The 25,601-nt window shown below is 73.9% G+C and carries 21 protein-coding genes; 16 read left to right on the top strand and 5 right to left on the bottom strand.

The annotated features are described in order from the left end of the window. Positions 1 to 19 precede the first annotated feature (19 nt). Positions 20 to 1,579, bottom strand: coding sequence for a helix-turn-helix domain-containing protein (locus ACIBAG_RS12180; RefSeq protein ID WP_399103906.1), 1,560 nt, complete (start codon positions 1,577 to 1,579; stop codon positions 20 to 22). A 247-nt stretch (positions 1,580 to 1,826) separates the two neighbouring features. On the opposite strand from ACIBAG_RS12180, the gene ACIBAG_RS12175 reads away from it, so the two are divergent. The 6 genes from ACIBAG_RS12175 (at position 1,827) to ACIBAG_RS12150 (ending at position 9,937) form a co-directional block, all read left to right on the top strand. After that, positions 1,827 to 2,303 (top strand): peptidase inhibitor family I36 protein, encoded by a 477-nt coding sequence (locus ACIBAG_RS12175; protein ID WP_399103904.1) that lies wholly within the window; start codon positions 1,827 to 1,829, stop codon positions 2,301 to 2,303. A 61-nt stretch (positions 2,304 to 2,364) separates the two neighbouring features. Beyond that, positions 2,365 to 3,291, top strand: coding sequence for a hypothetical protein (locus ACIBAG_RS12170; protein WP_399103902.1), 927 nt, complete (start codon positions 2,365 to 2,367; stop codon positions 3,289 to 3,291). Positions 3,292 to 3,436: 145 nt separating this feature from the next. Further along, entirely contained in the window at positions 3,437 to 5,608 is a 2,172-nt protein-coding gene (locus ACIBAG_RS12165; protein ID WP_399103900.1) for a YncE family protein, read from the top strand. After that, on the top strand, positions 5,605 to 6,549 hold the full coding sequence (locus ACIBAG_RS12160; RefSeq protein ID WP_399103898.1) for an AAA family ATPase: 945 nt from the start codon (positions 5,605 to 5,607) through the stop codon (positions 6,547 to 6,549). Before ACIBAG_RS12165 ends, ACIBAG_RS12160 begins: the two co-directional genes overlap by 4 nt. After that, positions 6,549 to 7,706 carry a DUF58 domain-containing protein gene (locus ACIBAG_RS12155; RefSeq protein ID WP_399103896.1) on the top strand — a complete coding sequence of 386 codons (1,158 nt, stop codon included), beginning with the start codon at positions 6,549 to 6,551 and terminating at the stop codon, positions 7,704 to 7,706. The genes ACIBAG_RS12160 and ACIBAG_RS12155 overlap by 1 nt, the downstream gene beginning before the upstream one ends. Next, positions 7,703 to 9,937 carry a transglutaminaseTgpA domain-containing protein gene (locus ACIBAG_RS12150; RefSeq protein ID WP_399103894.1) on the top strand — a complete coding sequence of 745 codons (2,235 nt, stop codon included), beginning with the start codon at positions 7,703 to 7,705 and terminating at the stop codon, positions 9,935 to 9,937. The genes ACIBAG_RS12155 and ACIBAG_RS12150 overlap by 4 nt, the downstream gene beginning before the upstream one ends. Before the next feature lie 55 nt (positions 9,938 to 9,992). On the opposite strand, the gene ACIBAG_RS12145 is transcribed toward ACIBAG_RS12150, so the two are convergent. Beyond that, positions 9,993 to 10,769, bottom strand: coding sequence for an Fpg/Nei family DNA glycosylase (locus ACIBAG_RS12145; RefSeq protein ID WP_399103892.1), 777 nt, complete (start codon positions 10,767 to 10,769; stop codon positions 9,993 to 9,995). 190 nt (positions 10,770 to 10,959) lie between these two features. Here ACIBAG_RS12145 and ACIBAG_RS12140 point away from each other — a divergent pair, with 190 nt between their 5' ends. The 3 genes from ACIBAG_RS12140 to ACIBAG_RS12130 all read left to right on the top strand — a co-directional run bounded on the left by ACIBAG_RS12140 (position 10,960) and on the right by ACIBAG_RS12130 (position 14,801). Next, the gene (locus tag ACIBAG_RS12140; RefSeq protein ID WP_399103890.1) at positions 10,960 to 11,370 is read left to right on the top strand and encodes a hypothetical protein; all 411 of its coding nucleotides are present in this window, start codon (positions 10,960 to 10,962) and stop codon (positions 11,368 to 11,370) included. An 83-nt stretch (positions 11,371 to 11,453) separates the two neighbouring features. After that, the gene (locus tag ACIBAG_RS12135; protein WP_399103888.1) at positions 11,454 to 12,173 is read left to right on the top strand and encodes a DUF6766 family protein; all 720 of its coding nucleotides are present in this window, start codon (positions 11,454 to 11,456) and stop codon (positions 12,171 to 12,173) included. A 498-nt stretch (positions 12,174 to 12,671) separates the two neighbouring features. Beyond that, positions 12,672 to 14,801 (top strand): SpoIIE family protein phosphatase, encoded by a 2,130-nt coding sequence (locus tag ACIBAG_RS12130; protein WP_399103886.1) that lies wholly within the window; start codon positions 12,672 to 12,674, stop codon positions 14,799 to 14,801. Between the two features lie 82 nt (positions 14,802 to 14,883). Here the strand turns inward: ACIBAG_RS12130 and ACIBAG_RS12125 are convergent, their stop codons facing one another. From ACIBAG_RS12125 to ACIBAG_RS12115, 3 genes are all read right to left on the bottom strand, one after another. Next, positions 14,884 to 16,080 (bottom strand): NAD(P)/FAD-dependent oxidoreductase, encoded by a 1,197-nt coding sequence (locus ACIBAG_RS12125; protein ID WP_399103884.1) that lies wholly within the window; start codon positions 16,078 to 16,080, stop codon positions 14,884 to 14,886. A 136-nt stretch (positions 16,081 to 16,216) separates the two neighbouring features. After that, positions 16,217 to 17,164, bottom strand: coding sequence for an RNA polymerase sigma-70 factor (locus ACIBAG_RS12120; protein ID WP_399103882.1), 948 nt, complete (start codon positions 17,162 to 17,164; stop codon positions 16,217 to 16,219). Between the two features lie 204 nt (positions 17,165 to 17,368). After that, positions 17,369 to 17,842, bottom strand: coding sequence for an SRPBCC family protein (locus tag ACIBAG_RS12115; RefSeq protein ID WP_399103880.1), 474 nt, complete (start codon positions 17,840 to 17,842; stop codon positions 17,369 to 17,371). Between the two features lie 157 nt (positions 17,843 to 17,999). Here ACIBAG_RS12115 and ACIBAG_RS12110 point away from each other — a divergent pair, with 157 nt between their 5' ends. The 7 genes from ACIBAG_RS12110 (at position 18,000) to ACIBAG_RS12080 (ending at position 25,476) form a co-directional block, all read left to right on the top strand. Further along, on the top strand, positions 18,000 to 19,526 hold the full coding sequence (locus ACIBAG_RS12110; RefSeq protein WP_399103878.1) for an FAD-dependent oxidoreductase: 1,527 nt from the start codon (positions 18,000 to 18,002) through the stop codon (positions 19,524 to 19,526). Positions 19,527 to 19,734: 208 nt separating this feature from the next. Beyond that, a complete protein-coding gene (locus ACIBAG_RS12105; RefSeq protein ID WP_399103876.1) occupies positions 19,735 to 19,914 on the top strand; it encodes a hypothetical protein in 180 nt (59 codons plus the stop codon). 53 nt (positions 19,915 to 19,967) lie between these two features. Further along, the gene (locus ACIBAG_RS12100) at positions 19,968 to 20,645 is read left to right on the top strand and encodes a HemK2/MTQ2 family protein methyltransferase (protein ID WP_399103874.1); all 678 of its coding nucleotides are present in this window, start codon (positions 19,968 to 19,970) and stop codon (positions 20,643 to 20,645) included. After that, positions 20,629 to 20,850 carry a CDGSH iron-sulfur domain-containing protein gene (locus ACIBAG_RS12095; protein ID WP_399103872.1) on the top strand — a complete coding sequence of 74 codons (222 nt, stop codon included), beginning with the start codon at positions 20,629 to 20,631 and terminating at the stop codon, positions 20,848 to 20,850. Before ACIBAG_RS12100 ends, ACIBAG_RS12095 begins: the two co-directional genes overlap by 17 nt. Beyond that, positions 20,847 to 21,908, top strand: coding sequence for an iron-containing redox enzyme family protein (locus ACIBAG_RS12090; RefSeq protein ID WP_399103870.1), 1,062 nt, complete (start codon positions 20,847 to 20,849; stop codon positions 21,906 to 21,908). Before ACIBAG_RS12095 ends, ACIBAG_RS12090 begins: the two co-directional genes overlap by 4 nt. After that, the gene (locus tag ACIBAG_RS12085) at positions 21,905 to 22,933 is read left to right on the top strand and encodes a Ppx/GppA family phosphatase (protein ID WP_399103868.1); all 1,029 of its coding nucleotides are present in this window, start codon (positions 21,905 to 21,907) and stop codon (positions 22,931 to 22,933) included. Before ACIBAG_RS12090 ends, ACIBAG_RS12085 begins: the two co-directional genes overlap by 4 nt. A 1,070-nt stretch (positions 22,934 to 24,003) precedes the next feature. After that, entirely contained in the window at positions 24,004 to 25,476 is a 1,473-nt protein-coding gene (locus ACIBAG_RS12080; protein WP_399103866.1) for an aminotransferase class I/II-fold pyridoxal phosphate-dependent enzyme, read from the top strand. Positions 25,477 to 25,601: the final 125 nt, after the last annotated feature.

Here is a 25,601-nt window from a genome sequence, read left to right as displayed (position 1 = left end):
GCGCGCAGCGGACGTCCGCTCACCGCCAGTCGGCGGCCCGGCTGACCGGGGACAGGGAGGACCGTGTCTGGATCCTCGCCTCCGAGAAGCCGTACCTGTCGAGGACGGCCCGGTTCGGGATCAGGCGGTAGCCGTACCACGCGTCCCAGATGTACGTCCGCGAGCCCCTGCCCGTCCTGGCCAGGAACGCGTTGGCCAACTCGCGGGCCTCGTCCCACGCGCAGTCCGCGAAGACACCGCCGCTGATGACGGCGACGCCGTTCCAGTCGTTCCAGAGGTTGAAGTAGACCGTCGCGTCGGGGAGGTAGTAGAGGCGGTTGCCGGGGCCGACCAGGTACACCCGGTCATCGGTGGGCGTCTTGAACCGCTGCCCCGGCGCCGGGCAGGGGACGGTCGCGCGCGTCGGGGACGCGGAGGCGTCCTGTGCCGGTTCGACGGTCCTCAGAGAGGTCGCGTGCTCGCAGTGCGGCCAGTCGCCGAAGTTCTTCGCGCGTTTCCACAGGCTGTGGGCGGCCCGGATGTTCCACTCCGGGTCCATCGCGTCGCGGGGTGTGCCGCCGAGGTCCCGCAGCCTGGCGTCGGAGATCTGGAAAACGCCCCAGTTCCGGGTGCCGTCGGGGTTCGGCACGATGTGCAGCGGATCGAGGAACGACTGACAGTCGGCGACGGCGACCGCGTCGTCGGGTGCTTCGCGGAACACCTCGCGGATCCGCTGCCGTACCTTCTCGGGCGGCCAGGTGGCCATCCGGACCCTCGGTTCGTAGAGCGCCTTCTTCGTCTCCTCTCCGACCACGCCGTCGGCTTCGATGTGCGACAGCTCCTGGAAGGCGGTCACCCGGCGCAGGGTCTGCGGGCCGAAGTCGCCGTCGACGTCCAGTTCGGCCCCGGCCCGGGTCAGGAGCCGCTGCACCTCCCGTACACAGGCGTCGCGCCGGCCCAGAGTCACCGGCTTCGCACACCCCGCCGAGAACAGCAGGCGGTCCTCGCCGGCGGGGCCGCCCCCGGCCCCGGAGCCGGTTCCGGGCACAGCGGCGATCCCCGATGCCGTGGCCCCCAGCGCCAGGACGAGGGCGATCACGAGCCGAGCCGGCGATGCCCTCCGGTGCCAGGGCGGAGGCGGGGAGGGTACTGCGTCCGGGGTCGAGTCCGGGGTCGAGTCCGGGGATGGGTCGGGGGTGTGGACCGGGGTGGGGGCCTGGGCCGGGTTCGAGGCCCGGTCCGAGTCCGGAGCCTGGGCCTGGACCGGGTTCGCTGAGGGGTCCAAGTGCGGCTCCGTGTCCGGTTGCCCGGTCGGCTGCGCCTCCGCCTCCGTGCCGCGGTCGGATTCCCGCGCCGCGTCCGCCAGGGCCCACAGCCGGTGTAATCGGCGCAGTTCCTCCGGTGACGCCCCGCAGGCCGTGGCGAACCGGTGGGCCGGGCCGTAGTCCGGGGGGACGTACGAGCCGGAGCAGTACCGATGCAGGCTGGAGCCGCTGATCCCGGTTCTGCGGGCCAGCGCCTCGTAACTGAGACCGGTCCGTTCCTTGAGCGCCCGCAGGCAGGCCGCGAACTCGTCGAACTCCACGGGCTGCGATCCCATTTGCTCTTCCCCCTCGGCGCCCACCGTCGTACCGCGCCGTCCCGCTGTCGCTGTCCCACCGGTGTCCCAGCAGACCGGCCGACGTGCGAGGTCACCACACGTCTCGGCGTCCCAGCATCCCACCGGGCGGCGATTCGTTGCCAGCCGCCGAAGCGCCCTGCCAGCGTCGGCGTGGCTCGGGCAGCGCTCCTGCCGGCACCGCCCGCGGCCACCATCAGCACGACAACACGACCAAGGAGAAACAGTCATGAGGACCAAGATCGCCACCGCTCTGGCGACCGTCGGGCTCGCCGCCCTGACGGTGACCGCGCTGCCCGGCGCCGCGCAGGCGAACCCCGAGTGGTACTCCGCACCGGCCGAGCAGAGCGATTCGTCCGCTGTGTCGCCGCTGGGCGTGGACGACTGCCCGCAACGCTTCTTCTGCGTCTGGGTCAACGCCGATTACGGCAGCAGCAGGGGGCAGTTCGAGCAGGACAACGCCCGTTGGACCCGCTTCGCCCAGCCCAAGTGCCCCACGGGCAACTGGAGCGACTGCGCCTCCTCGGGCTACAACAACGGTACGAGCGGCCTGGGCGTCCGGGTCTACGAGCACGTGGACTACAAGGGCGCTTCCAAGTGCCTCCCGAAGGGCTGGAAGGGAAGCACGTTCACCCGCGTGAACTGGGAGGGCACCTCGACGAACATCAACGACAAGATCAGCAGCAACAAGTGGACGGCCTGCTGAACCATCCCCACCCGGCGATCGGACGACTGGCAGGCTGATCATGAACCACCCTTCGCGGCGGATGACCGCCCGTAAAACGGCAACAGTGCTCTCCGTGTTCGCGTGGGCCGCAGTCCTGATCTGCGTCGCCGGATGCGCCGCGGGACCGGCTCCCCGGCCGGGCCCCGCGGCGCCCTCGGCCCGGACGCTTCAGCGCGCGGCGGCCGTCCTCACCAGCGACGCCACCACCCTGCGCCAGCGCTGGCAGCTCTTCAACGCCCAACAGGTGCTGGATCAGCGGTGCATGCGGAAGCTGGGCCTGCGGTACCTGATCACGAGCGCGGGCCCGGCACCGGCGGCCGGAATCACCACGGCCGACGTGCTCGGCTCCGGGTCGTCGCCCGGTTACGGGGTGCACCCGGAGCCGGGCGGCGGGGCCGAGGACACACCGGCTCAGGACCGGTACGTGAGCTCCCTGCCTCCCTCTCGACGGGACCACTACGTCACCGCTCTCAACGGGCCGGCCGACCGGCTGACTCCGCTGACGCTGCCCAGTGGCGAACAAGGGGCCTACGCCACCGGTGGCTGTACTGCCCAGACGCGGGCCCTGCTGTACGGCAGTGTCCGCGCCGCTTTCGAGGACGTCCTGGTGCCACAGGACGTGAACGCACTCTTCGACCGCTACCTGGCCCACGACCGGAGTTACCGTGCCGCACTCGACCGATGGCAGCGCTGCATTGCCGGGAACGGGCACCCGGCACAGACCCCCGCGGCCCTGATCCAGACGCTCCGGAGCAAGGCCGCCCGGGGAGCGAGCCCCGCCTCCCTCGACCGCGAACAGCGCGCGGCCGCCACGGCGGACCGGCGCTGCGACGCAGAGAGCGGCCTGCGCGCCACGCTCTCGGCCCGGCGTACGGCCTTCCTGCGACAGCAGCCCGAGACCACGCTGTCGCGGCTGGAGGCAGTGTGGGAACACAGGCAGCAGGCGCTCCGACGAGCTGCCTTGTAGCGGGTGTTCCGCCTTGTCACCGACGTCCATTTTCCTCATTCCTCTCGACATGCGCCTCAACTACCCTGAGCGCGCGAGCAGTTGGGTCTCTGAAGGGTGGCAGGCGATGCCGGGGGAGCAAGGGCCGAAGCAGCCGGGTATCCGCTTGCGTTGTTCCGCACTGGCCACGGCCGCCTGGGCGAAGCTGCGGCCGACCGGCAACCGTGTCACCGGCTACATCGCCGTCGGCGCGGTCGGCGCGCTCATCGGCACCTCGCTCGCCGTCGGAGCCGGCGCGTCCGGCACCCGGCCCAGGCTCGCCGACATCGGTGCCTGGCTGGTGAGCAGCGAGAAGGGCGAGGTCGCCCACGCCCACGGTCTGACCGGCGCCGTGGACGGCAGGGTCGTGCTGCCGGCCGGGATGGCGGGCCACCCGGTATCGGTCGCGCGGGACGGCGACACCACTCTGGTACTGGATGAGCGGACGGGCCGGGTGGTACGGATCGACACCGCCCAGCTGACCGCAGAGCAGTCGGCCGACTACGGCGCGGCGGGACTGCAACTGCTCTCCGGCGGCGCGTACGCCTATGTCGTCGGCCCCGCGCAGGGCACCGTCCAGCGGATCGACCCGGCGAGGACGACGCCCGAGGGCCCGCCCGTGGAACTGGGCGGCAGGCCGGGAGCCGCCGTGGTGGACGGCGACGGCACGCTGTGGGTGCCCATGCCGGACGAGGGCACGGTGGTGCCGTTCGTCGAGGGGCGCAGAGGTACGGCGATCGAGGTGGCCGACGCGGGCCACGACCTGACCCTGACCGTGGCCGGCGGCCGCCCCGTGGTGACCGACAGGACCGCCGCCGCGATGAAGACGCTGACGGTCACGGGCGTGCGGGGCACCTTCGGCCTCGGCGACGCGATCGCCGGGGCCGACCCGGCCGACGTCCTGGTACCGGCGACCACCGACGGCTCCGCGGTGCCGGTGCTGGCCGCCGGCAGCGGGGAGCTGGTGGTCGTGGACGTCCGCAGCAGGGGCACCACACACGCCCGCGTGCCGGTGGCAGGCCAGGGTCCGGGAGCGCCCCAACTGCTCGGCAAGCGGGTCTACCTGCCCGACGAGTCCACCGGCAGGCTGCTGGTGTACGACACCTCTCTCTCCGCGCCCGCCGAACCGGTGCCGGTCACCGACGGGGCGGGTGAGCTCGAACTGTTCGTGCGCGACGGTCTGTTGTGGGTGAACGACCAGGACGGCGCCGCCGCCGCGGTGATCGACGCCGACGGCGAGGTCAGGCGCATCGGCAAGTACGGCACGGACGTGCCCTCCGCGCGCGGGCCCGGGGACGGGCCGGTCGAGGACAGCGTGCCGACGGGCGCCCCCGCGACCTGGGTTCAGCAGCAGCCGACTGCCCCGGTCGGGACGGCTCCGGGGCCGGGTGCTCCCGCCCCGGGCCCCTCGGGCGGTGTTTCCGGAGAGACGCCCGGGCCCGGGCCGACGCAGCCGGAACCCGAGCCCGGGGCCCCGGGAGCGCCTCAGGCGGAGTCGCGGTCGGGCGCCATCCGGATCACCTTCGCCAAGGCGCAGGGCGCGACCCCGCGGCGCTATGTGCTCAAGGGACTGATGCCGGACCAGACCGTCACCCCGGCGGAGGTCGGCCCCGACGGCCCGTTCACCTTCGAGGTCAGGGGCGGGTCGTGCGAGGAGCAGTACAGCTTCACGGTGGTCGCGAAGTACGGCAGTGGCAAGCCGGACAAGGAGTCCGCGCGGTCGGCGCTCGCGCGTCCGTGTGTGGCGCCGGGGGCGCCGCGGAACGTCACCTTCACTCCCGACCGGGGCGGACACGGCGGCAAGGTGAGCTGGCAGCCGCCACAGGGCGCCGACGACACGTTGACGTACACGATCAACGGGCCCGGCGGGACGGCGGAGACCACGGGGCTCAGTCACTCGTACGCGAACCTGCCGAACGGCAGGATCAGCAGTGTGGCGGTGATGGCGAGCAACGCCGCCGGAGCGGGCGCGGCCGCGTCCGGGTGGCTCGACCTGCGCCCGCCGCCTCAGCTGATGAGGATCGTGAACAACGCGAACGACGGGACCAGTGTCGGGATCCGTTCGGAGCCCCACAGCACAGAGAGCGTTCGGGTAGGCAGAATTCCCCCCGGGCAGAGCCCCGAGGTCACGGTCCACTGCAGGACGAAGGGCCAAGAGATAACGCACGATTCCACGACAACCGATGTCTGGGCCCGCCACACCTACTACGACCCCACCCTCGCCAAGAACATCACCGGGTACACCTCCGACCACTGGGTGAACTCCCGCTCCAACCCCGACGTCTGGGAATGCGAATGACCTTCGCCGAAACCTTCCACGCCCTCGCCGACAACGTCGAGCGCGTCGTCAAGGGCAAGCGCGACACCGTCGAGCTCGCCCTCACCTGCCTGTTCGCCGAAGGCCACCTGCTGGTCGAGGACGTGCCCGGCACCGGCAAGACCACCCTCGCCCGCTGTCTGGCCGCCTCCATCGAGGCCGACTTCGCGCGCGTGCAGTTCACCCCGGACCTGCTGCCCTCCGACATCACGGGCGTCACCGTCTACCGGCAGAACACCGGTGTGTTCGAGTTCCTCCCGGGCCCGGTCTTCGCCAACATCGTGCTCGGCGACGAGATCAACCGTGCCTCCCCCAAGACCCAGTCGGCGCTGCTGGAGGTGATGGAGGAGCGCCGCGTCACCGCCGACGGCAACACGCACCCGGTGCCCCGCCCGTTCATGGTGCTCGCCACCCAGAACTCGGTGGACATGGGCGGCACTTACCCGCTGCCCGAGGCGCAGCTCGACCGCTTCCTGATGCGGATCACCGTCGGCTACCCGGATCTCGCCTCCGAGGTCGCGGTCCTCAAAGGGGCGGGCACCGACACCACTCCCGAGTCGCTGACGCCGGTCGCCTCGGCCACGGAGATCGCGGAGCTGGTGAAGGCCGCCGCCGAGGTGCAGGTGGCGGACGCGCTGTACGACTACCTGGTGCGGGTGGTGGCGGCGACCCGTGCCCTTCCCGGCGTACGCCTCGGTGCCTCGCCGCGCGGCTCCGTCGCCCTGCTGCGCGCGGTGCGCGTGCGTGCGGCCTCGCAGTCCCGGCCGTACGCCTTCCCCGAGGACGTCAAGGCGCTGGCCGGGCCCGTCCTCGCGCACCGCCTGATCCTCACCCCGGAGGCCGAGCTGAGCGGCCGCACCGGCACGGACATGATCGACGAGGTGCTGGCCACGGTGGAGCTGGACCGCGGGGCACGCGTCTGATGCTGTCGGCCACCGGGTGGGGCACGCTGGCCGGCGGCGCGGCGCTGACCACCGTCGGTTACGCGTTCGGGTACGGCGAGGCCGCGGCGCTCGGCGTGACGTGTCTGCTGGCCGTCGCCGTCGCCTTCGGGTGGGCGCTGCCCGCCCCCGTACTGGGCGCCGAGCGGCGGATCGCGCCGAGCAGGGTGGGCCGGGGCGATCCCGCCGAGGGTGTCGTCACCCTCACCAACACCGGCGGCCGTACCCGGCGGGGTCTGCGTGCCGTCGACCGGTGCGGCGACCGGGACATCGCCGTCGACGTGCCGCCGCTGCCTCCGGGTGCGGCCCACGAGCTGCGGTACGCGCTGCCCACCGCCCGCCGCGGCCGGGTCCCGGTGGGGCCGCTGCGGCTGGAACGCGCCGATCCGCTCGGACTCGTCCGCCGTATGCGCCCGTACGGCGCCCCGGACACACTGCTCGTACGGCCCCGGGTCTGCCCGCTGCCCGTGCTGCCGTCCGGGCAGGCGCACCATGTGGAGGGCCCGTCCTCCGACAGCGCCGACGACGGCTCGCTGACCTTCCACGCGCTGCGCGAGTACGTGCTCGGCGACGACCTGCGGCGGGTGCACTGGCCGTCGACGGCCCGCACCGGCACGTTGATGGTCCGTCAGATGGTCGATGCCTCGCTCCCGCACACCACGCTCGTGCTCGACACCCGGCGGCGCGCCTACGCCGCGGAGGACGACTTCGAACTGGCCGTGGACTGCGCTGCCTCCATCGCGTACGCGGCCGCCCGCCACCACTTCCCCGTGCACCTGGTCAACGAGACTGGACCGCTCCTCCACACCGACGGCGCGGGCCGCGACGGCGAGGCGCTCCTGGACGGGCTGGCCGTCGTGCGCCGCTCGGACGCGGCGTTCCTGGCCACCGCTTTCGACGGCCTGGACAACCATCGCGGGGGCGGGGCACTGGTCGTCGTCACCGGCACCGCCGACACGCCCGGGCTCAGCGGCGTCGAGCGGGTACGGCGCCGCTTCGACCGCGTGACCGTGCTGCGCGTCGGCGCCGGGGCCGCGGCCACGCGCGACGAGTCCGGCCCCGTTTCCGACGTACCGCGGTTGCGCGTCGCCTCGCTGGACGAACTGCTGGCCGGATGGCGCCGGGAGGCCGCGCGATGAGTACCACCGCAGGCGGACCCGACCGGGCGCGGCGGCTGTGGTCACTGCTGCCGGTGGCCGCGCTGTCCTGCTCCGCGGGGTACGGGTTCGCCCGGGTCTTCCCGCCGGCCGAGCTGCTTCCGGTGCTGGCGGTGGCGGTGTTCGCCCCGATCGTCCTGTCGGCGGTGCTGTCGGGTCTGCTCGGCCGCCGGGCCCCGTCGGCGGCGACCACCCCGCTGTGGCCCTCCGTGCTGCTGACCGCCGCCGCATGGGCCGCCGTCGTCAGCGCGACGCTGTTCCACGAGGTGAGCGACGGCCTGCCCGGCGGGCCCGCGCTGCGCGCCGCGTGGTCCGCGCTGCTCGACGCCCCGCACGCGCTGCTCTCCACCATCCTGCCCGCGCCCGGCGAGCCCGAGCTGCTGGTGCTGCCGCACGCCGTCGTATGGACGGCCACCGCCGTCTCCGCGGAACTCGCCCTGCGCACCCGCGCCCCGCTGCTCCCGGCGCTCCCGGCCGTCCTCGCCCTCGGCTTCCCGCTGGTCCTCGGCGCGGACGGCCCGGGATCCGCGTACCCGGCCGCGGGCGCGCTGGCCGGGGCCGCCGCGCTGCTGGTGCTGATGCGTTCACGGGCCCGGCTGCCGCTGCGCGCCATGGCGCTCCGGCTGCCGGCCGTGGTCGCGCCCGGCCTGGTCGCGGGGCTGCTCGGCCCGCACCTGCCCGGTCTCGGCGCCCCCTACGAGCTGCGCGAGACGGTCACGCCGCCGACCGTACGGCCGCAGTCCACCAGCCCGCTCGACCAGGTCGCGGCCTGGATGCGCAACGGCGACGAGAGGGTCTTCGCGGTACGGACGTCGGGCGGGGCCCCCGGGAACTACCGGCTGGCGGTCCTCGACCGCTACGACGGGACGACCTGGTCCAGCGGCGCCGGGCTGACCCGTACCGGTGGCCGGGTCCCGGTGGAGAAGGGCGCCGCACCGGGCCGTACCAGAACGCTCGAACAGCGTTTCACCGTGCAGTCGTTGCCCGGCATCTGGCTCCCCGCCGCCGACCGGCCCTCGTCCGTGCGCACGCCCGAGGGCACGGTCCTGTCCGTCGACCGCGACAGCGGAATGCTCTCCACGGGAGAGGCGGTCCCGCGCGGCTTCACCTACACCGCGACGTCCGACCTGCCCGTGTACGACGCCGAGCGGCTGCGGTACGCGACGGCCGCCGACGACCCGGCGCGGACGGACCTCCCCGGCTCCGACGCGGCCGGGCGGCCGATCCCCTCGCTGCGGTCCTTCAGGAAGATCGCCGAACGGGCGACCCGGGGCAGCACCCACCCGTACCAGCGGGCCGTACGACTCGCCGACTGGCTGCGTGCGACCTACCGGCTCGACCCCGAGGCGCTGCCCGGCCACACCTACCGGAGCCTGGAGTTCTTCCTGGCGGACGGCGGGCGCGGCACGTCCGAGCAGTTCGCCGCCTCGTTCGCGGTACTCGCGCGCACCCTGGACCTGCCCACCCGGGTGGCCGTGGGGTTCCGCCCGGGTACCCGGACCGGCTCCGGCACCTGGCAGGTGCGCGGGCGGGACGTGCTGGCCTGGCCGGAGGTGGAGTTCGCCGGTGTCGGCTGGGTGCCGTTCCACCCGACGCCCGGCGAGAGCGCGCGGGGCGGCTCCGCCGCCGTATCGGTGCAGGAGCCCGGGGAACGCCCGGAGGCGGACGGGAAGGCCACCGAACCGGCGCGGCCGTCGACGCCGCCGCGCACACCGGACGAGGCGGCGGCCCCCGCCGCCGGGGGCGCGGCCGGCTCCGGCCCGCCCTTCTGGCTCACCGCACCTCTCGCACTGCTCCTGCTCGCCACCGCCTATGTGCTGTACGCGCTGTGGCTGCCGTACCGCACCCGCAGCAGACGGCGCGACAACCCGGACCCGCGGCGCAGGCTCCTCGGCGCCTGGCGGCAGATCACCGAACGGCTCACGGAGATCGGTCTTCCCGCCACGGGCGCGCACACGGCACAGGAGGTCGCCGCCTTCGGCGCGGAACGCGTCGGCGGCGCGGTGGGCCGACGGCTGCCGGACCTGGCCACACTGGTCAACGAGGTCGAGTACGCGGGCCGCAGACCCGACGCCGCGGCCGCCGACGCCGCGTGGGCGGACTGCGCCGCGGTCGAGGAGACCGTACGGCGCCGCACCCCGCGCCGCACCCGCCTGCTGCGCCTCCTGCGCTCCGCGGCCCCGGGCCGCCGGCCTCGTGGTGGCCGTCGCTGACAGCTCGCGGAGGCTGTCTCACGAGGCGGTGCTGACGGTGCAGCCGAAGGAGCCGTTACTGGCACCGCGGGCACCACACCGTGCCACGGCCCGCCACCCGGGACCGGCGCAGGGGGCTTCCGCAGCGGGGGCAGGTGGGGACCGGGTCGTCGCGGTGACCGGTGAGCCAGGAGTCCCGCGGCGGGACGCAGCCCGCGGTGACCGCGGAGCGCAGGGTGCGGCGCAGGTGCGTGTACAGGCGGCGGCAGTCGGCGTCGGTGAGATCGCCCGACCGGCTCGTGGGGCGCAGCCCCGCCCGCCACAGGATCTCGTCGGCCAGGAGGTTGCCGAGTCCGGCCAGGACGGACTGGTCGATGAGGGCCGATTTGACGCTGCCGCGGCGGGCGGAGAGCACGGCCTGGAACTCGGCACGGTCCACCGCCATGGCGTCAGGTCCCTGGCGGCGCAGGAGCCGTGCCACGTCCGACTCGTCGTCGGCCAGCCAGAGGCCCTGCAGTTTGCGCTGGTCGCGGTAGCGGAGCTGACGGTCACGGGCCAGGGTGAACAGGACGCGGTCGTGCGCCTCGACCGGGTCGCCGGGACGGCCGCAGACCAGTCGGCCGGTCATGCCGAAGTGCAGCATGAGGGTGGGGCCGCCGGTCCGGGCGAGCAGCCACTTCCCGTGCCGCTCCGGCGTGGTGAAACGCCGGCCTTCCAGCGCGTCCCGCAGCCGCCTGGTGGTCACGTCGCGCAGTACGCCCGTGTCGCGCACGTCGACGTACTGGATGATCCTGCCCTTCGCGCAGGATTCGAGCACCCTCCGGAACCCCTCGACGTCCGGCAGCTCAGGCATGGCGCACGTCCTCTCCCACGCGAAGATCCACGCGCTCGGCGAGTCGGCCGCGGCCCCCTGTGAACATGGTCCTCCGGGACGGGTGTCCGCGCCGCATCCGTCCGGTCAGTCCGCCGGGTGAGGGAATGCCGGGGCGCGGTAGCCGCTCGCTCGGGGCTCGTCGCGGTGTACTTCGAGCGGAGGTGGATCGATGGCCGGGCGAGCGTGCGGTGTGGCGGTGTGCCTCCTGCTGGCCGTGGGCGGCATCGGCGGGTGTGCCACACCCGCGGAGCGGCGGGACGACGTACGGGACACCGCGGCCGCGTTCCAGGCCGCGCTGGGCGCGGGGGCGTACGACCGGGCGTGCGCCGTGCTCGCCCCGGGCACCGTGGAGGAGCTGGAGTCGTCCGCCGGCAGCCCGTGCGCGGAGGCACTGCGGGCCGAGTCGCCGGTGCCTGGCGGCGCGGTGCGGCGGACGGACGTGTACGGGAACCAGGCGCGGGCGGTGCTCTCCACCGACACCCTGTTCCTCTCCCACTTCGCCTCCGGCTGGAAGGTCGTGGCCGCCGGCTGCGAGCCCCGGCCGGGGCAGCCGTACCAGTGCCGGATCAAGGGCGGGTGACGCGTGAGGGTCATGTTCACCGTCATCATCGCGGTCATCGCGGTCGGCCTCGCCTATCTGGCGGCCCTGGGGCTGATGCACCGATGACCGAGCACTCGTCGCGGACCACCCCGCCCGGGAACCGGGGCCTGCCGGGTTTCCTGCGGGACAACGGGCTCGGGCTGTTCTTCACCGCCGGCTTCCTGCTGACCCTGCTCGGGCAGGCGATCGCGGGCCACGCCGACTTCAACAACCAGCTGGCCACGGACGGGCTCCAGCAGATCTCGTTCGGCGACTACCTCACCACGTCCGACTTCGCCGTCGACGTGTCCGAGAACTGGCAGTCGGAGTACCTGCAGTTCTTCCTGTACGTCGGCGTCACCGTCTGGCTGCTGCAGCGCGGCTCCCCGGAGTCGAAGGAACTGCACAAGGGCGGTACCGAGTCCGACGAGGCCCAGATGGTCGGCCGGCACGCCAAGGACAGTTCGCCCAAGTGGGCCAAGGCCGGGGGATGGCGGCTGGCGGTGTACTCGAACTCGCTGCTGCTGGTGATGGGGACGATCTTCGTGCTGTCCTGGCTGGTCCAGTCGACCACCGGGGTGGCCGCGTACAACGAACAGCGGCTACGGCAGTTGCAGGCCCCGCTGAGCTGGGGCGACTACCTGGGCGCGGCGGACTTCTGGAACCGCACCCTGCAGAACTGGCAGTCCGAGCTGCTCGCCGTCGCCTCGATGGCCGTGCTGTCGATCTACCTGCGGCAACGGGGCTCCCCGGAGTCGAAACCGGTGGGGGCGGCGCACGGCGCCACGGGTGTGGAGGGCTAGGTCGTGTCCGCAAAGTCCCGTCGTCCGCCCGGAGGGCGGGCCCCGCGGCGTGCCGGGCGGAAGCCCTCGTACTGGTTGTACGTGGGCTTTCGCCCGGTGCGGCGAGAGCGTGCCAGGCGTCGCGGGGCAGGCGGGACTTTGCGGACACGGCCTAGGACCTGTCCGGCGGATCAGGCCGGCTGCAAGACACGGCAACCTCGTCGACGCAGGTGAGCGGGGCCTGGTGCGTCCAGCTGCAAGGCGGAGGAGGGCGGCGACGCGATGGGGGTGCCCCCGCGCGAGGTTGTTCGAGCGTGGGGGAGTCGGCAACCGACGACAACGCCGCTGGGGGCACCTCCCACGCCCTTAAGGCAGTGGGGGAGGGCGTGCCAGGCCCCGCGACGCCGGCATGATCCGCCGAACAGGCCCTAGGAACGGCGGGGCCGGTTCGCCGTGGCGCGCGAGGGTACCTGGGCCCCCAGGACCGGGCACGACGACAGACGACCGGAGGACGACATCATGTGGCCCCGCGCTCGACCGCCCGACAGGGACATCCGGGTCGAGGATGCCCAGGGCGCGGCGCTGGCCGACATGGTGCGCCGGACGGGGGCGGCGATCGGCGGCCTGTACCTCATCGAGGAGCCGGCTGCCCTGCTGCGTCTGGTGGCGTTGTGCGGGCTGCCGGTCGACTTCACCGCGCCCTGGCAGCGGCTGGCGCTGACCGCCCCGGTTCCGGTGGCCGACGCGATCCGCGCGGACCGCCTGGTCTGGATCGGGAGCCAGGACGAGATGGCGCGCCGCTATCCGCGTGCCGCGGCCGTCCTGCCGTACCCGTTCGCGCTCGCCGCGGTCCCGCTGCGCGGGGTGCGCCGCTGCTGGGGCGGCGTCGTGCTGATGTGGCCCGCCGACCACCCGCCCGAGGCCACGTCCCGCGAACGCGACCACATCGTCGCCAGCGCCCGCCGGCTGGCCCGGCTCCTCGACGAGGCGCCGGTGCCGCCCGCCTTCCCCGACCAGCCGCAGGTGGTGTCCGTGGCCTCCGCGCGGCACCCCGCCCAGACAGAACTGGCCGCCGTCGACTATCTGGAACGCCTCCCGGAAGGAGCCCTGGCCCTCGACCTGGAGGGCCGTGTCACCTTCATGTCCGCCTCGGCGGCGCGGCTGCTCGGCCGGGACCCCGACCGGCTGCTGGGCACGCGGCCCTGGCAGTCCCTGCCCTGGCTGGACCACATCGGGTACGAGGAGCAGTACCGCACGGCGGTCGTCAGCCGCGCGCCGGTCTCCTTCAGCGCGCACCGCTCCCCGGACCAGTGGCTGACCTTCCACCTCTACCCGGACGACAGCGGCATCAGCGTGCGCATCACCGCCGGGGAGGGCGCGGCACAAGCGGCGGCCGGTGCCGTCGGCACCCCGGTCCGGGCCGAGCGGGCGCCGTCCAGGCCCGGGCGCCTCTACCAGCTGGTCCACCAGGCGGCCGCGCTCACCGAGACGGTGACCACGCGGGACCTCATCGCGCTGATCGCGGACCAGATCCTGCCGGCGTTCGGCGCGCAGGGCCTCGTGCTCAGCGTCGCCGAGGCGGGCCGGCTCAGGATCACCGGCCATCACGGCTACCCCGGCCACATCGTGGACCGCCTCGACGCGCTCCCCCTCGACACCGACCTCACCCCGGCCGGCCAGGTCCTGGCCAGCGGCTTCCCCGCCTTCTACGGCAGCCCGGCCGAGCTGGCCCACAGCTATCCCCGGGCACCGCAGATCAGCGGGAAACAGGCGTGGGCCTTCCTGCCCCTGGTCATCTCGGGACGCCCGGTGGGCTGCTGCATCCTCTCCTACGACCGCCCCCACACCTTCACCGCCGACGAACGCGCCGTCCTCACCCCGCTGGCCGGTCTGCTGGCCCAGGCACTCGACCGCGCCCGCCTCTACGACACCCAGCACCGCCTCGTCCACCAGCTGCAGCGGGCGCTCCTGCCCCGCACCCTGGTCGCCCCGCCCGGTCTCGACGTCGCCGCCCGCTATCTGCCGTCCGGGCACGGCATCGACGTCGGCGGCGACTTCTACGACCTGCTGCGCCTGGACGACACCAGCGCGGCCGCCGTCATCGGCGACGTGGAGGGCCACAGCACGGCCGCGGCCGTTCTCATGGGGCAGGTCCGCACCGCCATCCACGCCCACGCCACCGCCGGGGCCGCCCCCGACCAGGTCCTCGCCCGCACCAACCGGCTGCTGGCCGATCTGGACTCCGAGCTCCTGGTGACCTGCCTCTACGCCCATGTCGACCTCGCCCACCACGCGCTGACCATCGCGGGCGCCGGCCACGTACCGCCCCTGCTGCGCCCGGCGCCCGGCCGCGCCCACACCCTCGACCTCGACCCCGGACCGCCGCTGGGCGCCGACACCCACGCCCGCTGCCCCGTCACCTCCACCACGCTCCCGGCGGGCGCCGTCCTCGCCCTCTACACCGACGGGCTCGTCGAACGGCCGGGCACCGACATCCTCCGCACCACCGCCGACCTCGCCGACCACCTCGCGAAGGCCGACGTCCACGACCTGGAGCAGCTGATCGACAGCCTGGTCGACCACGCCTGGCCGACCGGTGGGCAGACCGACGACATGGCCGTCCTCCTGCTGCGGACAGCGGAGGCCTAGGGGGAGAGCAGGACGGCCCGCTGGTGACCCGCCGCCGAGGACGCCCTCGCCTGCCTGACGAGGGCGTCCCTTCCGGTGTGGTTCAGGCCGGTGCCTCGACCGCCGAGGCCACCTGGCCCGGCTGCCGTACGACGCGGCGGCGTCGGGTCGGCATCCCGAACGTCGGGTTGGCGACGCCCCAGGCGGCGCCCTTGCAGACCAGCTCCTTGTAGACGGCGGCGAGCCGTCCCGTCAGGGCCGCCCGGACGGCGCGGTCGTCGGCGGTGACGTACTGGATCAGGCCTTCCTTGCGGCCCAGCGAGATGCACTGGTTGAAGTAGCGCAGCGGCACGTTCGGGAGCTTCCCGCCGGTCAGACGTGCCGTGATGGCCTCGGCGGCCTGCCAGGCGGTGAAGCCGCCCGAGGCGCACGACATCCGCAGCGGCTTGTCGCCGGCGCCCATCGCCAGGGCCGCGTCGCCGATGGCGTACACATCCGGGTGCGAGACCGAGCGCATGGTGCCGTCGACCACGATCTGGCCGGTGTCGGTGACCTCCAGCGCCGTGGCCCGCGCGATCGGGTGGACCGCGAAGCCGGTGGTCCAGACGGTGACCGCGGCCGGGATCGTCGTGCCGTCGGCGGTGGTGACATGGTCGGCGGCGACCTCGGTGACCGCGGCGTGCTCGTGCACGGTGATGCCGAGCCCGGCGAAGACCTTGCGCAGGTGCCGGGTGCCCTTGGGCGAGAGCCAGTCGCCGAGGGCGCCGCGGGCGGCGAGGGCGACGTCGAGGTCCGGGCGGGCCTCGGCGATCTCGGTGGCGGCCTCCAGGCCGGTGAGACCGCCGCCGACCACGACCACGGTCTGCCCGGCGTCCAGCCGGGCCAGCCGCTCGCGCAGCCGGAGCGCTCCCGGGCGGGAGGCGATCTCGTGGGCGTGCTCGGCGGTGCCGGGGACGCCGTGGTCGTTCCAGCCGCTGCCGAGGGCGTAGACGAGGGTGTCGTACGTGAGCTCCTCGGCGCCGTTGTCGTCGACGACGGCGACGGTCTTGCGGTCGACGTCCACCCCCGTGACCTTCGCGAGCTTCAGCTCGACGCCCGTGCCCGCGAACATCTCGCTGAAGGGCCGGGGCTTGAGGTCCTGGCCGACCGCGAGCTGGTGCATCCGTACGCGCTCGACGAAGTCGGGTTCGGCGTTGACGAGGGTGATGGTGACGTCCGCGCGGTGCAGCCGCTTGGCGAGGCGCCCGGCGGCGGTGACACCGGTGTAGCCGGCTCCGAGGACGACGATGCGGTGCTGCATGTCCGTACTCCTGTCTTGGGCGGATCCTGGACGGTTCTTGAGCGGATTCGCCACTTGAACCGGGCAGCCCGGCGTTTCCTGACAGGAATGGAATGTGAAGCACGTCACATGCGATGGGGCGTTCCGAACACGCTGGTCAGAAGGCGTTGGGCAGCAGCGGTTCCCCGTGGTCCATGGCCGCCCACCGCTCCGTCGCGCGTTCCAGCTTGTCGGGGTTGACCTGGTTGCGGAACGCGGCGATGCCCTCGGCGGTCACCTCCAGGCACATGACGCCGATGACCCGGCCGTCGAGGACCGCCACGACGGCCGGTTCGCCGTTGGCGGTCGTGGCGTAGACGGCGGGCGAGCCGCCGGCCAGGGCGCGCTTGGCCTCGCTCGGCTTGAACAGCCCCCGCATGAACTTCGCGACCGCGAGGGCGCCCTCGAACGCCTTGGCGCGTGCCGGGACCTTGCCGCCGCCGTCGCCGATCGAGACGGCGTCCTGGGTGAGCAGCTGTACGAGGGGCTCGGTACGGCCGCTGGTGGCGGCCGCGAGGAACTCCTCGACGATCCGCCGGGCGGCGGCCTCGTCGACCTCGGTGCGGGGCTTGCCGGCCGCCACGTGTTTCTTGGCGCGGTGGAAGATCTGCTGGCTGGCGGCCTCGGTGAGGTCGAGGATCTCGGCGATCTCCCGGTGCGGGTAGTCGAAGGCCTCCCGCAGCACGTACACGGCCCGCTCGTTCGGGGAGAGCCGCTCCAGGACGACGAGGACCGCGTACGACACCGACTCGCGCTGTTCGGCGGTGTCGGCCGGGCCGAGCATCGGGTCCCCGGCGAGCAGCGGCTCGGGCAGCCACTGGCCCACGTAGGTCTCGCGCCGGGCGCGGGCCGAGGTGAGCTGGTTGAGACACAGGTTGGTGAGCACCTTCGTCAGCCAGGCCTCGGGCACGTCGACGCGCCCGGCATCGGCGGCCTGCCACCGCAGGAACGTCTCCTGCACGGCGTCCTCGGCCTCGCTCGAGGACCCGAGCAGGCGGTAGGCGATGGCCTCCAGGCGGGGCCTCGATGCCTCGAACCGGTCCACGTCGCTCATGGTGAGGGCCATGGTCCGGATCCTAGCCGCCGACCGTCCATGACCGACGGGTGCGGTCGCGGCTGCGGACCTGACGCAGGAGGGCGAGTCGCTCATGGCCGAGGCCCGTCGGCTGCCGGCGCCGCCGCGTGGGGCGCGCTTCCCGGCCGGGACCGCTCCAGGGCACGGGCCCGGCCGGGGTGTCCGCTCACGTCGGTGTGGGAGCGTGGCGAGCCGTCAGAGGGTGGTGCCGGGGTCCTCCGGGCGGATACGTCCGCGCCAGCCGCCCTGGCCGCCGCCGCTCTCGACGTAGTCCTTGAAGCGGCGCAGATCGCCCTTCACCCGCCGGTCGATCACGTTCAGCGCGTCCGCGCCCTTCTCGGCGAGACCGGTCGGCTCCACGTCCATCGTGAGCTCCACCCGCGTGTGGGTCTCGTCCAGCTGCTCGAACCGGACCGAGCCGCGCTGCTGGGTGTCGCCACCGATGGTCCGCCAGGTGATCCGGTCGTCCGCCAGCTGGTCGACGATCTCCGTGTCGAACTCGCGCCGCACCCCACCGATGCTGGTCGTCCAGTGGTTGTGCCGGTCGTCGAGCTGCCTGACCTCGTCGACGCCCTCCATGAAGGACGGGAAGTCCTCGAACTGGGTCCACTGGTCGTAAGCCCTGCGGAGCGGGACCTCCACGTCGACCGATTCCTTGACCGTGCTCATCGTTCCTCCCTGGTCAGCTCTTGGCCGGGGCCGGCCGCGGTGGGCGGGCCGGCCTCCCGCGCTTGTGCGAGGCATCGGGTACCCGGGAAATCCGACGTGAAAGACCACGGACCGCCCGGTCCGCGTGGCATGTCACCGCGGGGGGCACTCGGCGGCCATGAGCGCCACGACACAGCTGCGAGGGTCCTACTGGCTCGAGACCGCGCCGCCCGGCGAACCCATGCCCCCACCGGCCGGTGACCTCACCGTCGACGTCGCCGTGGTCGGCGGCGGCATCGCGGGACTCAGTACCGCCTGGGAACTGGTACGGCGGGGCCGCGAGGTGGCCGTCCTGGAGGCGGGTCGCCTCGCCTCCGGCGTCACCGGCCACACGACGGCCAAGCTGACCGCCCTGCACACCCTGGTCTACGACCACCTGCGCCGCACCCGGGGACCGGCGGGCGCCCGGCTGTACGCCCGCTCGCAGAGCGCCGCGATCCGGCACGCCGCCGGGGTCGTGGAGGAGCTGGGCATCGACTGCGACTGGGAGGAGGCGGCGGCCTTCACGTACTCGGAGAACCCGCGCCGCGAGGCGAAGCTGCGAGCGGAGGCGGAAGCGGCCCGTGAGGCCGGTCTGCCGGCCGAGTTCGTCACGCAGACGGAGCTGCCCTTCCCGGTCGCCGGGGCGGTCCGGGTGAGCGGGCAGGCCCAGTTCCATCCCCGCAAGTATCTGCTGGCGCTCGCGGACGACCTGCGCCGGCGCGGCGGCTCGGTGTACGAGGGCACCCGGGTCGTCGGCCTCACCGAGAGCGATCCCTGTGTGCTGACGACAGACGCGGGGGTGTCGGTGCGCGCCCGGCACGTCGTGATCGCCACGCACTATCCCGTCTTCGACCGGGCCCTGCTCTTCACCCGGCTGTCCCCGCGCCGTGAGCTGGTCGTGGCCGGGTCCGTCGGCGCCGAGGGCGCGCCCCACGACATGTACATCACCCCCGAGCAGTCGACCCGCTCCGTCCGCACGGCGCCCCTCGGCGACGGCGAGCGCCTGCTGATCGTCACCGGGGAGCACTTCACCCCCGGCACCGCCGACGTCGAGGAACGGTTCGGCCGGCTGTCCGCGTGGGCCGCGGCCCAGTTCCCCCAGGTCACCTTCACCCACCGCTGGGCCACCCAGGACAACGACTCCACCGACTCCGTCCCGCTGGTCGGGCCGCTCCACCCCGGCAGCCGCCACGCCTACGTGGCGACCGGGTTCGGCGGCTGGGGCATGAGCGGCGGCATCATGGCGGGCCGCCTGCTCTGCGACCTCGTCACCGGCCGCCCGGTCGAGTGGAGCGGCCTCTACGACCCCCGGCGACTGGCCTCCGTGGTCCGCGAGGGAGGCACGTTCCTGAAGCACCAGGCCCAGGTGGCCCGGCACTTCGTCGGCGACCGGATTCCGCCGCTGACCGGGCCCGCGCCGGAGGACATCGCCCCCGGCGACGGCGCCGTGGTGCGGATGGGCACCGGTCAGTACGCCGTACACCGCGACGAGCACGGTGAGCTGCGGGCGGTCTCGGCCCGCTGTACCCATCTCGGCTGCATCGTGGCCTTCAACCGCGCGGAACAGGCGTGGGAATGCCCGTGCCACGGCTCCCGGTTCGCCCCGGACGGCCGCATCCTGCAGGGCCCGGCGGTACGGCCGTTGAAGAAGCGCGAGCTGTGAGCGGCCGTCCACTCGCGAGCTGTGTGCCGCCCGTCGACTGGCGAGCTGTCAAGGGTCCGCCGTTTCATGACCGCGGCCGAAGGGAACCCGGTGGGCGGCGTCAGCGGGATCCGGGTCGGGCTCCCCGCCCGGCTTCGGGTCCCTCGGACGTGACGCCCACCAGCCCCGGCGGGCTGGGTGTCTTCGACGCAGAGAGAAGTGAAGCGCCGTGATCGCGCGGACTGCCAAAAGGGAAGCCCTGAAGGTTCGGGAGACCGGCTGGACCAAGGCCCGTCACCAGCGTGGCAAGGCCATCCGGACGTGCCTTCCCGCCGTGGAGGAAAGCGGCGGTTCCACCCGCTCGGCCCGCAAGGGCGCCGAGTGGAACATCGTCCGGGGCGAGGACTGAGCAAGCGCCGCCGGTTCAGGCCGTCGCCGACACCCGGAACGGGGAGCACATCCATGAAGGCCGAAACCCTCACCGCCGCCCCGCGGCTACGCTGCTGGGTCCCCCGGGGCGTCTACCGACCGCAGACCGACACCCGTCTGCTGGGGCGGGCGATGCGCCGCGAGGGGGTCACGGCTCAGACGGACGTACTGGACCTGGGGACCGGCAGCGGCATTCTCGCGGTGGAGGCCGCCCGCCTCGGCGGCCGGGTCACCGCGGTCGACATCTCCTGGCGGGCCATCGCCGCCGCCCGGCTGAACGCCCTGCTCAACGGCCAGAGTCTGCGCGTACGCCACGGCGACCTCGCGGCGGCCGTACCCGGCCGGCGCTTCGACCTGGTGATCGCCAACCCGCCCTACGTGCCCGCCCCGGGACCCGGTCCGCCCAGGGGCCGCGCCAGGTCCTGGGACGCCGGAACCGACGGGCGCCTGCTGATCGACCGCATCTGCGACACCGCGCCGGCGGTCCTGCGGCCGACGGGAACGCTGCTGATCGTGCACTCCCACCTGTGCGGCATCGGCGCCACGCTGACCCGCCTGGCGAGGGCCGGTCTGCACGCCGAGGTCGTCGACCGGACCCGGCTGCCCTTCGGCCACGTACTGCTCTCACGGCTGGCCTGGCTGCGTGAGCAGGGGCTGCCGGCCGACGGTACGACGGAGGAGCTGGTGGTGATCCGTGCCGAACGCAGCTGAACGCCCCCGCCGGATCCGCGTCCAGCGCGACGGGCCCCTGCTGATCGAGGGGCCCGTCGAAGTGGTCGGCGAGGACGGGGAAGTGACGGTCTCCCGGCGTTTCACCGTGGCCGTCTGCACCTGCCGCCGAAGCCGCATCTTCCCCTGGTGCGACACCAGCCACCGCCGCCGCGACAAGCGGCACTGCGAAGGCGGGGCCGGATGAACGGCGCCCGGTGGCAGTCGCGGCACCGGCCACCGCCGCTGCCCGAACCCCGCGGTGCGCTCTCCGCCGCCGTGACCGCCCGGCTGCGGGGATCGCACCCCGGCAACCCGCCGCCCCCGGCGCGCTGTTCGCCGTACGGCGACGACCTGCACCTCGCCCTCTACGTCCTCTACGAGCTGCACTACCAGGGCTTCGAGGGCGTACCCGACGAACTCGAGTGGGACAGCGGGCTGCTGGCCCTGCGCGGGGCGATCGAGGACCGCTTCCTGGGCGCGCTGCGCGCGGACGTGCCGGTCGACGGCGCCGACACGGCCCGGCGGGCCCTGGACGAGCTCCAGGTCGAACCGGTCGACGGCACCGGCAGCGTCTCGCACTTCCTGCGCGACGAGGGCGACCTGGACCAGCTGCGCGAGTACGCCGCGCTGCGTTCCCTCTACCACCTCAAGGAGGCGGACCCGCACGCCTGGGTCCTGCCCCGACTGCACGGGCGGGCCAAGGCGGCCATGGTGGCCGTGGAGTTCGACGAGTTCGGCGCCGGCCGCGCCGACGAGATCCACGCCCAGCTGTTCGCCGACCTCATGGCGGACCTCGGGCTGAACACCGCGTACGGGCACTACGTCGACGCGGCGCCCGCCGAGGCACTGGCCACCGTCAACCTGATGTCCCTGTTCGGACTGCACCGGGCCCTGCGCGGGGCGCTCGTCGGGCACTTCGCCGCCGTCGAGGTGACCTCGTCCCCGGCTTCGCGCCGCCTCGCCGAGGCCCTGAGCCGCGTGGGCGCGGGCCCGGCGGCCGTACGGTTCTACACCGAGCACGTGGCGGCGGACGCCGTGCACGAGCAGGTCGTACGGCACGATGTCGTCGGCGGGCTCCTGGAGAGCGAACCGCGCCTGGAGGCCGACGTCGTGTTCGGGATCCGCGCCACCACCCGTCTCGAGGACCGCTTGGCGGACCGGCTGCTCGGCGCCTGGCACGGGGGCGGCACGGCGCTGCGCCGGGGGCGGCCGGTAGCGGGCGAGGCTTCAAACGGCTCGCCCCGGGTACTCCGGACTCCGTGAGAATCAGCGTGCTCGACACCGGCTCCAACACAGTCCGGCTTGCCGTGTGCGATGTGGGGGACGGGGTTCCGCTTCCGGTGCACACCGCGAAGTGGAAACTACGACTGTCCGAACAGGTCGGCAGCGACGGCTGCCTCGGGGAAACGGCCACCGACCACCTGGTCAAGGCGCTCAACTCGGCGGCCGAGATGGCACGGGAGTGGGACGCGCCGGAACCGCTCGCGTTCGCGACGTCCGTGGTGCGCGACGCGCCCGACCGGGCGGACGTGCTGGGCGCGGTGCACAGCCGGACCGGCCTGCGGCTGCGCGTGCTGCCGGGTGAGGCGGAGGCCCGGCTGACGTTCCTGGGTGCCCGGCGCTGGATGGGCTGGCGCGCGGGCCCGCTGGCCCTGTTCGACATCGGCGGCGGCTCCCTCGAAGTGGCCTTCGGCCGTGGCAGGACACCGGAGTTCGCTGCTTCCCTGCCACTCGGCGCCAACCGACTCACCAACGAGTTCTTCGGCTCGACCGACCCTCCGTCGCCCGCCGAGGTGGCCGCGCTGCGCCGCAAGGTCCGCCACCAGTTGCGGGACGTCTCCGCCCGCATCCGCTGGGAGCATCCGCACACCGCCGTCGCCACCTCCCGGACGCTGCAGCAACTGGGGCGGTTGTGCGGCGCCGCCCCGGGGCGGCACGGCCCGTTCGTCGACCGGGTCCTGCGCCGGGGCGACCTGCGCCGGGCGGTCGACCGGCTGGCCGCGCTGTCCGTCGCCGAGCGGGCCGAGTTGCCCGGCATCTCCGCCCCACGGGCCCGGCAGAGCCTGGCGGGAGCGATCGTCGGCCACTCCGCGATGAAACTCAGCGGCGTGAAGGCCCTCATGATCTGCCCCTGGGCCCTGCGCGAGGGCATCCTCCTGCGCTACCTGGAGGACGGCGCCGACTGGTGGGCCGACCTGGAGAGCCACGTCGACGGTAAGCGCGGCGCGGACGGAACAGCGGTCGCAGCACGGCAACTTCGCGTGGCCACGCCCTCGTCCCCGGCCTGAGGACCACGGGACGGCCGGGCGCGGGGTGCCGGGGCGCGGGGACACGGGGGTGCGGGGCGCAGGGTGCCGGGGCGCGGGGGTGCCGGGCGCAGGACGCGGGGACGCAGGGGTGCCGGGCGCAGACGCGGGGACGCAGGGGTGCCGGGCGCAGACGCGGGGACGCCGGGATGCGGGACGCCCAGCCGCGGCACTGGCTGGGCAGCTGCGGGGTCGAGCGCCGCCAACTGACGCCCGAGCCCGGCTCGCACAGCGGACATCCCGCAACGTCCGGGCACGCACCGGCCGGGAGGTGCTGCGAGCAGGGGTTCCGGGACTCGGGACGCAGGGGTGCCGGGACGCAGGACGCGGGGACGCCGGGGCGCCGGGCGCAGGACGCGGGGACGCAGGGGTGCCGGGCGCAGGACGCGGGGACGCCGGGATGCGGGACGCCGGGGCGCGGGACGCCCAGCCGCGGCACTGGCGGGGCGGCTGCGGGGTCGAGCGCCGCCAAGTGCCGCCCGAGCCCGGCTCGCACGGCGGACAACCCGCAACGCCCGGGCACGCACCGACCGGGAGGTGCTGCGAGCAGGGGTTCCGGGACTCGGGACGCCGGGGCGCGGGACGCCCACCCGCGGCGTTCGCGGGGCGCTGCGAGGTCGAGCGCCGCCAACTGACGCCCGAGCCCGGCACACACACCGACCATCCCGCAACGCCCGGGCACGCACCGGCCGGGAGGTGCTGCGCGAGGTTTCCCGGCACCGCGCCGTCTCCGTGCCGAGCAGGACGGAGGCCTTCGCGCGGTGGTCCGCCGGAGGCGGTCGCGGCCGCCGTCCGACCGGCTTCTGGCCTCCGCGTGAACGCCGCCCGCCCACCACGTTCGTACGCCGAACTCCGCTCGTGGAACGAGGACTTGCTCGCGGATCTCGACTCGCCCTGCCCGCCCGCTCCTTGCCGACCGACCGTCAGCGCGGCGAACTTCCCGCCGGGCGGCGCCCTCAAGCCCTGCCCCAAGTCGCTTCCCCGCCCCGGAGACCACCCTGCCTGGGAGACCGCCCCGCATACCGGCCCCGCTGCGGGGAACCCGGCCCCGCATGGGTGCTAACCACGCCGAGGCGCCGGTCCTGGAGGCGCTCGCCCGGTATCAGAGCGCGGCGGAGCTGGGGTTCACGCCGCCGGGTCACAAACAGGCACGCGGGGCGGACCCGCGCGCCCGCGCGGTTCTGGGCGACGCCGTCTTCCTCGGCGACGTACTGGCCAACGGCGGCCTGGACGACCGGCTCGCGAGGAGCCGGGTCCTGACCAGGGCCGAGGCACTCATGGCCGACGCCGTGCACGCGGACCACACCTTCTTCTCGACGTGCGGCAGTTCCCTGTCCGTGAAGGCCGCCATGCTGGCGGTGACCCGCCCCGGCCACCGGCTCCTCGTCGGACGCGACGCGCACAAGTCGGTCGTCGCCGGGCTCATCCTGTCCGGTGTCGACCCGGTGTGGGTGGAGCCGAGCTGGGACGCCTCCCGGCACCTCGCGCATCCTCCCTCCACGGAGGCCTACGACAGGGCGTTCGCCGAGCATCCGGACGCCGACGGGGCCCTCGTCACCAGCCCCACGCCGTACGGGACCACGGCCGACCTCGCGGGCCTCGCCGAGGTCTGTCACCGGCGCGGCAAGCCGCTCGTCGTGGACGAGGCGTGGGGAGCGCATCTGCCCTTCCACGAGGACCTTCCGACGTGGGCCATGGACGCCGGCGCCGACCTGTGCGTCACCAGCATCCACAAGATGGGCAGCGGCCTGGAGCAGGGCTCGGTGTTCCATCTCCAGGGCGACCTCGTCGACCCCGCCGAACTCGCCTCGCGAGCCGACCTCCTGGGCACGACCAGCCCCAACGTCCTGATCTACGCGGGCATCGACGCCTGGCGCCGGCAGATGGTCGAGCGGGGGACGGAACTCATCGGCCGCGCACTGGAGTTGGCGGCCCGCACCCGCACGGCCATCGAGGCGATCGACGGCTTCCACGTCAACGACGTCGAGGACTTCTGCGGCCCGGGCCGCGCCGCCGGCCTCGACCCGCTGCCGGTCGTCCTGGACATCGGGGGCCTGGGCACCAGCGGCTACCGGGCGGGCGACTGGCTGCGGACCCACCACCACATCGACGTCCACCTGTTCGACCACCGGCGCATCAGCGCCCAGCTCACCCACGCCGACGACGAGCGGACCACGGCGCGTCTGCTCACGGCCCTGCGCGAGCTGTCCGCCCACGCCGCCGAGCTGCGCGACGCCCCCGAAGTCGCCGTTCCCTCCCCGGCCGACCTGCGGACGGACCAGGTCGTCCTCCCCCGGGACGCCTACTTCGCGCGGCACACGAAGGTCCCCGCGGCCGAGGCGGCCGGCCGGATCGCCGCCGAGATGATCACCCCCTACCCGCCCGGCATCCCCGTGATCCTGCCCGGCGAACGGCTGACCGAGCCGGTGCTGAAGTACCTGCTCACCGGGGTCGAGGCCGGAATGTTCCTGCCGGACGCGGCAGACCGGCGCCTGGCCACCGTACGGGTCGTGGCGGAGAGCTGAGCGGGACGCGACCACCTTCCACGGAGGCCAGGCTCCCCACCGGCACCGCACCCCGCACCGCCCCGGCGCCGCGCCCCGCCCCTTGGTTAGGCCGACCGGACCCATGGGTACTCGGCGGCGCGTCC

This window comes from Streptomyces sp. NPDC051243 (genome assembly GCF_044455405.1).
Taxonomy (GTDB): domain Bacteria; phylum Actinomycetota; class Actinomycetes; order Streptomycetales; family Streptomycetaceae; genus Streptomyces.
The sequence above is the reverse complement of the archived record's forward strand: the minus strand, read 5'-3'. Positions and strand labels throughout refer to the sequence as shown.

Bases quoted from the DNA above. Each gene is read 5' to 3' on its own strand.
- ACIBAG_RS12180 (WP_399103906.1), bottom strand. From the start codon at position 1,579: ATGGGATCGCAGCCCGTGGAGTTCGACGAGTTCGCGGCCTGCCTGCGG.
- ACIBAG_RS12175 (WP_399103904.1), top strand. From the start codon at position 1,827: ATGAGGACCAAGATCGCCACCGCTCTGGCGACCGTCGGGCTCGCCGCC.
- ACIBAG_RS12170 (WP_399103902.1), top strand. From the start codon at position 2,365: ATGACCGCCCGTAAAACGGCAACAGTGCTCTCCGTGTTCGCGTGGGCC.
- ACIBAG_RS12160 (WP_399103898.1), top strand. From the start codon at position 5,605: ATGACCTTCGCCGAAACCTTCCACGCCCTCGCCGACAACGTCGAGCGC.
- ACIBAG_RS12155 (WP_399103896.1), top strand. From the start codon at position 6,549: ATGCTGTCGGCCACCGGGTGGGGCACGCTGGCCGGCGGCGCGGCGCTG.
- ACIBAG_RS12150 (WP_399103894.1), top strand. From the start codon at position 7,703: ATGAGTACCACCGCAGGCGGACCCGACCGGGCGCGGCGGCTGTGGTCA.
- ACIBAG_RS12145 (WP_399103892.1), bottom strand. From the start codon at position 10,769: ATGCCTGAGCTGCCGGACGTCGAGGGGTTCCGGAGGGTGCTCGAATCC.
- ACIBAG_RS12140 (WP_399103890.1), top strand. From the start codon at position 10,960: ATGGCCGGGCGAGCGTGCGGTGTGGCGGTGTGCCTCCTGCTGGCCGTG.
- ACIBAG_RS12135 (WP_399103888.1), top strand. From the start codon at position 11,454: ATGACCGAGCACTCGTCGCGGACCACCCCGCCCGGGAACCGGGGCCTG.
- ACIBAG_RS12130 (WP_399103886.1), top strand. From the start codon at position 12,672: ATGTGGCCCCGCGCTCGACCGCCCGACAGGGACATCCGGGTCGAGGAT.
- ACIBAG_RS12125 (WP_399103884.1), bottom strand. From the start codon at position 16,080: ATGCAGCACCGCATCGTCGTCCTCGGAGCCGGCTACACCGGTGTCACC.
- ACIBAG_RS12120 (WP_399103882.1), bottom strand. From the start codon at position 17,164: ATGGCCCTCACCATGAGCGACGTGGACCGGTTCGAGGCATCGAGGCCC.
- ACIBAG_RS12115 (WP_399103880.1), bottom strand. From the start codon at position 17,842: ATGAGCACGGTCAAGGAATCGGTCGACGTGGAGGTCCCGCTCCGCAGG.
- ACIBAG_RS12110 (WP_399103878.1), top strand. From the start codon at position 18,000: ATGAGCGCCACGACACAGCTGCGAGGGTCCTACTGGCTCGAGACCGCG.
- ACIBAG_RS12100 (WP_399103874.1), top strand. From the start codon at position 19,968: ATGAAGGCCGAAACCCTCACCGCCGCCCCGCGGCTACGCTGCTGGGTC.
- ACIBAG_RS12090 (WP_399103870.1), top strand. From the start codon at position 20,847: ATGAACGGCGCCCGGTGGCAGTCGCGGCACCGGCCACCGCCGCTGCCC.
- ACIBAG_RS12080 (WP_399103866.1), top strand. From the start codon at position 24,004: ATGGGTGCTAACCACGCCGAGGCGCCGGTCCTGGAGGCGCTCGCCCGG.